Source organism: Streptomyces sp. bgisy159, assembly GCF_965341775.1.
Taxonomy (GTDB): domain Bacteria; phylum Actinomycetota; class Actinomycetes; order Streptomycetales; family Streptomycetaceae; genus Streptomyces.
Genome location: NZ_CBDQZH010000066.1, coordinates 22,184 through 29,044 on the forward strand (window position 1 = coordinate 22,184; position 6,861 = coordinate 29,044).

Consider the following 6,861-nt stretch of genomic DNA (forward strand, 5'->3'; position numbering starts at 1 on the left):
GGGCCGGGTGGGGTCAGGGCGTGCCGACGGCCTGCCGCCGCCAGGTGTGCTGGAACGCGTACCGCGCCGCCTCCACCTCATGCCGCTGGTCGGCGTGCAGGACACCGAGCGCGTAGGCGGTCGCCGGGGCGATCCGGGGGGTGCGGGCGGCCTGCGCCGCCGCCGCGGCGGCCTCCGCCGCGTCACGGTGCCGGTCGAGGGCCTCGCCGGCCGCCAGCAGCCGTACGTCGGGGGCGCGGTCGTCGCCGTGCAGGACGTCCAGCGCGTAGCGGTGCAGGCGCAGCAGCAGGCGGACCTGGTGCCAGGGGGCGTCCTGCGGGTGCGGGGCCGGCTCCGGGGACAGCCCGTGGACCAGGGCCTCCGCGTTGTAGGGGAGGCCGGCGGTGATCAGGGGCAGGGCGGCGACCGCGTCGGCCAGGCGCTCCTCGGCGGCGGCGGCCGGCGGACGCAGGTCGGCGGTGGCCGCGGCCGGGGCCAGCGGGACGTCGCTGGCGAGGAGCGCCACCTTGTCGGCGACGGCGTGGAACCGGGACGAGCCGAGGGCCTGCAGGGCGGTGGAGTGGGCGCGGGTGCGGGCGAGGGTGAGCTGGCGGTCGAGCAGGGCGCCGGCCTTCGCGGCGCCCACGGTGAGGTGACCGCGGTCCAGGGGGGCCGGGGAACCGGCGTGGTCCAGGGCCGTCGTACCCGCCCGCGAGGCCCGGGCGGGGCGGCCGCCCGCGGCCACCTCCTCGGCGTGCTCGCCCGTGCCGCCCTGCGCGGGGACCATCGGCGCGGCCGAGCCGGACAGCCGGTGCAGGGCCAGCAGGAGGCGCTCCAGCCGCGACTCGTAGGCGTGTTCCAGGGCGAGGGTGCCGGAGATCCAGGCCAGCTCGGGGCGGATCTCCTCGGACCAGTCGGCGTCCAGCAGCGGGCGGAAGGTGTGCAGGCTGCCGCTGATGCGGCGGGCCGAGCGGCGCAGGGCGCGTGCCGCGTCGGCCGACCCGTCCCCGCCGCCCGCGGCGCCGCCGCCGGTCTCCCGGTGCTGGCGCAGCGCCCGCAGGAACTCCGTGGCCTGGGCCCGGAGGTAGCCGGCGAGGGCGTCCCCGGTGCGGGCGCGGCCGGCCGCGGGGTCCGTCAGGTCATGGTGTCGCTGTGCCACGCCGGCGCCTCCGGGCGTCTATGAGCATCTCCTGGACGTTGCGCAGTGGTTGACCGTCCGAGTCGGCCGCGTGCCGGGTCCACTCGCCGTCCGGGCCGAGGTGCCAGGAGGCGGTGGTGTCCGCCATGCCGGTCTCCAGCAGCCGGTTGAGGGCGGCGCGGTGCGCCGGGTCGACGACCCGGACCAGGGCCTCGATACGGCGGTCGAGGTTGCGGTGCATCATGTCGGCGCTGCCGATCCACACCTCGGGCTCGCCCCCGTTGCCGAAGGCGAAGACCCGGGAGTGCTCCAGGAACCGGCCGAGGACGGAGCGGACCCGGATGTTCTCCGACAGGCCGGCCACGCCCGGGCGCAGCGCGCAGATGCCCCGCACCCAGATGTCGACCGGCACGCCGGCCTGGGACGCCCGGTAGCAGGCGTCGATCACGGCCTCGTCGACCATCGAGTTGACCTTGATGCGGACGTAGGCGGGCCGGCCGGCACGGTGGTGCTGGGCCTCCTTGTTGATCCGCTGGACCAGGCCGTCGCGCAGCGACTTGGGGGCCACCAGCAGGCGCCGGTACGTCTCCCGGCGCGAGTAGCCGGACAGCCGGTTGAACAGGTCGGACAGGTCCGCGCCGACCTGCGGGTCGGCGGTCAGCAGGCCGAGGTCCTCGTAGAGGCGGGCCGTCTTGGGGTGGTAGTTGCCGGTGCCGACGTGGCTGTAGCGGCGCAGCGTCTCGCCTTCCTGGCGGACGACGAGCGACAGCTTGCAGTGCGTCTTCAGGCCGACCAGGCCGTAGACGACGTGGCAGCCGGCCTCCTCCAGCTTGCGCGCCCACTTGATGTTGGCGTGCTCGTCGAAACGGGCCTTGATCTCGACCAGGACGAGGACCTGCTTGCCGGACTCGGCGGCGTCGATGAGCGCGTCGACTATCGGCGAGTCGCCCGAGGTCCGGTACAGGGTCTGCTTGATCGCCAGGACGTCCGGGTCGGCCGCGGCCTGCTCCAGGAAGGCCTGCACGGACGTCGAGAAGCTGTCGTACGGGTGGTGCAGCAGCACGTCCCGCTTGCGCAGCGCGGCGAAGATGTCCGGCGCGGACGCCGACTCCACCTCGGCCAGGTCGCGGTGGGTGCCGGCGACGAACTTGGGGTACTTCAGCTCCGGCCGGTCCAGGCTGTGGATGCGGAACAGGCCGGTCAGGTCGAGCGGACCGGGCAGCGGGTACACCTCGGCCTCGGAGACCTTCAGCTCGCGCACCAGCAGGTCGAGGATCTCCCGGTCGATGTTCTCCTCGACCTCCAGGCGAACCGGCGGCCCGAAGCGGCGCCGCATGAGTTCCTTCTCCAGGGCCTGGAGCAGGTTCTCGGCGTCGTCCTCCTCGACCTCCAGGTCCTCGTTGCGGGTGACCCGGAAGGTGTGGTGCTCCAGCACCTCCATGCCCGGGAACAGCTCCTCCAGGTGGGCCGCTATGACGTCCTCCAGGGGGACGTACCGGCCCGGGGAGCACTCCAGGAAGCGGGAGAGCAGCGGCGGCACCTTCACCCGGGCGAAGTGGGGGGTGCCGGTGACGGGGTTGCGCACCCGCACGGCCAGGTTCAGGGAGAGCCCGGAGATGTACGGGAAGGGGTGCGCGGGGTCGACGGCCAGCGGGGTGAGCACGGGGAAGATCTGGTGGCGGAAGAGCGTGAAGAGGCGGGCCTGCTCCTTCTCCGTCAGCTCGTGCCAGCGGACCAGGTGGATGCCCTCCTCGGCGAGCGCCGGGGCGACGTCCTCGTGGTAGCAGGCCGCGTGCCGGGCCATCAGCTCGCGGGAGCGGGCCCAGATCATCTCCAGCACCTCGCGGGGCTGCAGCCCGGAGGCGGAGCGGGTGGCGACCCCGGTGGCGATGCGGCGCTTCAGGCCGGCCACCCGGACCATGAAGAACTCGTCCAGGTTGCTGGCGAAGATCGCGAGGAAGTTCGCCCGTTCCAGGAGCGGGGTGCCGGGGTCCTCGGCGAGTTCGAGGACGCGCTCGTTGAACGCGAGCCAGCTGCGCTCCCGGTCGAGGAAGCGGCCCTGCGGGAGCTGGACGCCGGTCGCGCCGTCGAGCTGTGACTCCTCGTAGTCGTCGAGGTCGGCGTCGAGGTCGGGCTCCAGATCGGAGACCACGGCGGCGACGGTGTGCGGGCGGTGCGCGGCTATGGAGCCCACGGAGGGCTGCGCGTGCGGTGTCTCGGACCGGGTGTTCGACTGGCTCATGGACCCATTCTTCCGCGCCACCGGCGTCACGGGCGCGTCGGAACGCGCGGGAGGGAGCGCGGCGACGTTCCTGCCCCTGGGTGTCCCCTCCGGGGGCGGTGAAGGCTCGGGCACGGCGGCGGTCATTGGCCGAGGGTCGCAAGCCTGTCTGAATCGCTGGTTACGGAGACATGACGTGTGGGATAGCCCGGGGCGGATCACAGGCGTCGGACGCGGCCGCGGAGCCGGGCCCTGCGCCGCCGGCGCCGGGTAGGCGGCTGCCGAGGCGCGGGGGACGTGTCGGCCACCGGCCGGCCTCGGGCGGTACGGCGGTGCCGTGCGGCGGGCGCGCCCGCCGGCCCACGCCGGGGGAGGGGCCGGCGCCGATCGGCGGGGCGGGCGGGAGCGCTCTCCCGGCCCCCGCTCGTGACAGACCGCGTACCGGCCCCCACCCGTGGACGGACCGCCGCCGCCGGCCCGCGCCCCCGTCGCGTGGCCGGCCGCCCGACCCGGGACCCGCCTCGGTCAGGTCTCCGTGCGGTACATCAGGTCCGCCTCGTGGGTGACGAACCCGAGCCGTTCGTAGACGGACACCGCGGCCTTGTTGTCGGCGTCGACGTAGAGCATCGCGGTGGGCAGGCCCTGGCTCGCGAGGTGGCGCAGGCCGATGGTGGTGAGGGACTTGCCGAGGCCGCCGCCCTGCGCGTCCGGCGAGACGCCGAGGACGTAGACCTCGCCGAGCTGTTCCTCCGCGTGCACCTTGGTCCAGTGGAAGCCGAGGAGCCGGTCGCCGCGGAACGCGAGGAAGAAGCCGGCGGGGTCGAACCAGGGCTCGGCCTTGCGGGCGTCCAGGTCGCGCTGCGTGAGGGAGCCCTGTTCGGGATGGTGCGCGAACGCCTCGGCGTTGACGGCGAGCCAGGCGGCGTCGTCGGCGCCCGGGACGAACGTACGGACCGTCACCCCCTCCGGGAGGACCGGCTCGGGCAGGTCGAGCCCCGTCAGCGGACGCCGCATCTGACGCAGTTCGCGGAACAGGGTGAGACCGAGGACCTGCGCCAGGTGGCGGGCGGCGGCGTGGCCGCCGTGGGCCCAGATCCGCAGCCGCTTGCCGGAGGCGGCGAGCAGGGCGGAGCCGAGCGCCCGGCCGTGGCCGTGACCGCGGCGCGCGGGGTGGACGACGAGTTCGGCGGCCGGCGCCTCGATGGGGTCGGTGTCCTCCAGCTGGGCGTACCCGACGAGTTGGCCGTTCTCGGACAGCAGCAGATGGGACACGCCCTCACGCTCGCCGCCGCGCAGCTGTAGCCGACCCTGCTCGGACACCGCCTGCTGACCGTCGGTACGGGCGGCCTCCGCGAGCAGGTCGAGGACCGCCTCGATCCGGTCCGGGGTGAGCGCGGAGAAGGTCTCGATGGTTCGGGAGACGGGGAGCGGGAGCCGTGCGGGGTCGTCGCTGGTCATGCATACGAGGGTAAGGGGAGGGCGGCGCGCGGGCCCGAAAGCGCAGACGTCGGAAAAGGTAAACCAGGATGTAACCGCGAAACCCCTGTCGCGCTACGCGCGTTGACTCTAGGCTGCGGCCGGACGGGGGCGTAGATCCACACCCGCCTCACCGGGCCGGCCCGGCCCGGGGGACGCAACCACAGGGGGGCGCATGCCAGCCACTTCCCAGTCGTACCCGAGCCGCAGACGCCGGACCTACCGCACGCTCGCGGGTGCCGCCGTGCTCGCCACCGTCGGCGCCCTGGCCGCGGCGCTGCCGGCGGACGCCAGCGACGGCCGGGGCCGGGGCCACCACCACCCGTGGCCCGGCCGCTACCAGGACGTCCAGTTGCTGTCGTTCAACGACCTGCACGGCAACCTGGAGCCGCCGTCCGGCTCCTCCGGCCGGGTCACCGAGGCCCACGAGGACGGCACCACGCAGACCGTCGACGCGGGTGGCGTCGAGTACCTGGCGACCCATCTGCGCCAGGCCCGCGCGGGCCACAAGTACTCCATCACGGCGGCCGGCGGCGACATGGTCGGCGCCTCCCCGCTGCTCTCGGGCCTCTTCCACGACGAGCCCACCATCGAGGCGCTGAACAAGCTCGACCTGGACGTGACGAGCGTCGGCAACCACGAGTTCGACGAAGGCGCCAGGGAGCTGTCCCGCCTGCAGAACGGCGGCTGCCACCCCACCGACGGCTGCTACACCGACGAGGGCTTCGGCGGCGCCGACTTCCCGTACCTGGCCGCGAACGTCCAGGACGAGAAGACCGGTCGGCCGATCCTCAAGCCGTACTGGATCTGGAAGAAGCGGGACGTCAAGATCGGCTTCATCGGGGTGACCCTGGAGAACACCCCGGGCATCGTCTCCGCCGACGGCGTCAAGGGCCTCACCTTCAAGGACGAGGTCGACACCATCAACAAGTACGCCAGGGTGCTGCAGGCCAGGGGCGTCAAGTCGATCGTCGCCCTGATCCACGAGGGCGGCTTCCCGGCCTCCTCGGCCTACAACTACGACTGTGACTCGCCGGGTGCGGGCGACGGCATCTCCGGCCCGATCGTCGACATCGCGAAGAACATCACCCCCGCGGTCGACGCGCTGGTCACCGGGCACACCCACCAGGCGTACACGTGCACCATCCCCGACCCGGCGGGCCGGCCCCGGATGGTCACCTCCGCCTCGTCCTTCGGCCGCCTCTACACCGACACCACGCTGACCTACGACCGGTTCACCGGTGACATCGCCCGGACGGCGGTGAAGTCGGCGAACCACGTGGTCACCCGGGACGTCCCCAAGGCGCCCGACATGACCGAGCTGATCGACCGGTGGGACACGCTGGCCGCCCCGATCGGCAACCGCCCGATCGGCCACATCTCCGCCGACATCACCAACCAGGGCACCGAGTCCCCCATGGGCGACCTCATCGCGGACGCCCAACTGGCCTACGGCAAGCAGCTCGACCCGGACACCGACCTGGCACTGATGAACCCGGGCGGGGTGCGCGCCGGCCTCACCTACGCGGCCAAGGGCAGCGAGGGCGACGGTGTGGTGACGTACGCCGAGGGCTTCACCGTGCAGCCGTTCGCCAACACGGTGAACCTGCAGAACTTCACCGGTGAGCAGCTCGTCCAGGTGCTGAAGGAGCAGGTGAGCGGCAAGAACGAGGCCGCGCCGAGGATTCTGCAGCCGTCCTCCGGCCTGACCTACACCCTGGACCTGACGAAGACCGGCGCCGACCGGGTCGTCACGGACTCCGTCCGGCTGAACGGCGCGGCGATCGACCCGTCGGCCACCTACCGCGTCGCGACGAACAGCTTCCTCGCGGGAGGCGGCGACAACTTCCCGACGCTGGGCCTGGGCACCGACGACCTGGTCGGCACCGACGACCTGGCCGCCCTGGAGCAGTACCTGCTGGCCAACTCCTCGGCCACCGACCCGATCGCGCCCCCGGTGCCGAACCGGATCACGATCGTGCAGTAGGCGCTGTCCCGGGGGGGGGGGGGGGGGGGGGGGGGGGGGGGGGGGGGGGGGGGGGGGGGG

Annotated in this window: 4 protein-coding genes; 1 reads left to right on the forward strand and 3 read right to left on the reverse strand. The window is 73.5% G+C overall.

Features of this window, described 5'->3' with window-relative positions; genetic code table 11:
* Positions 1-13: 13 nt before the first annotated feature.
* The 3 genes from ACSLTV_RS34175 to mshD all read right to left on the reverse strand — a co-directional run bounded on the left by ACSLTV_RS34175 (position 14) and on the right by mshD (position 4,796).
* A complete protein-coding gene (locus tag ACSLTV_RS34175; RefSeq protein ID WP_432139557.1) occupies positions 14-1,138 on the reverse strand; it encodes a CHAD domain-containing protein in 1,125 nt (374 codons plus the stop codon).
* Entirely contained in the window at positions 1,119-3,359 is a 2,241-nt protein-coding gene (locus tag ACSLTV_RS34180; protein WP_432139558.1) for an RNA degradosome polyphosphate kinase, read from the reverse strand. Before ACSLTV_RS34180 ends, ACSLTV_RS34175 begins: the two co-directional genes overlap by 20 nt.
* A gap of 504 nt (positions 3,360-3,863) precedes the next feature.
* On the reverse strand, positions 3,864-4,796 hold the full coding sequence (gene mshD / locus ACSLTV_RS34185; RefSeq protein ID WP_432139559.1) for a mycothiol synthase: 933 nt from the start codon (positions 4,794-4,796) through the stop codon (positions 3,864-3,866).
* 193 nt (positions 4,797-4,989) lie between these two features.
* Between mshD and ACSLTV_RS34190 the strand changes: the two genes are divergently transcribed.
* Entirely contained in the window at positions 4,990-6,801 is a 1,812-nt protein-coding gene (locus ACSLTV_RS34190; protein ID WP_432139560.1) for a bifunctional metallophosphatase/5'-nucleotidase, read from the forward strand.
* The last annotated feature ends 60 nt before the right edge of the window (positions 6,802-6,861 follow it).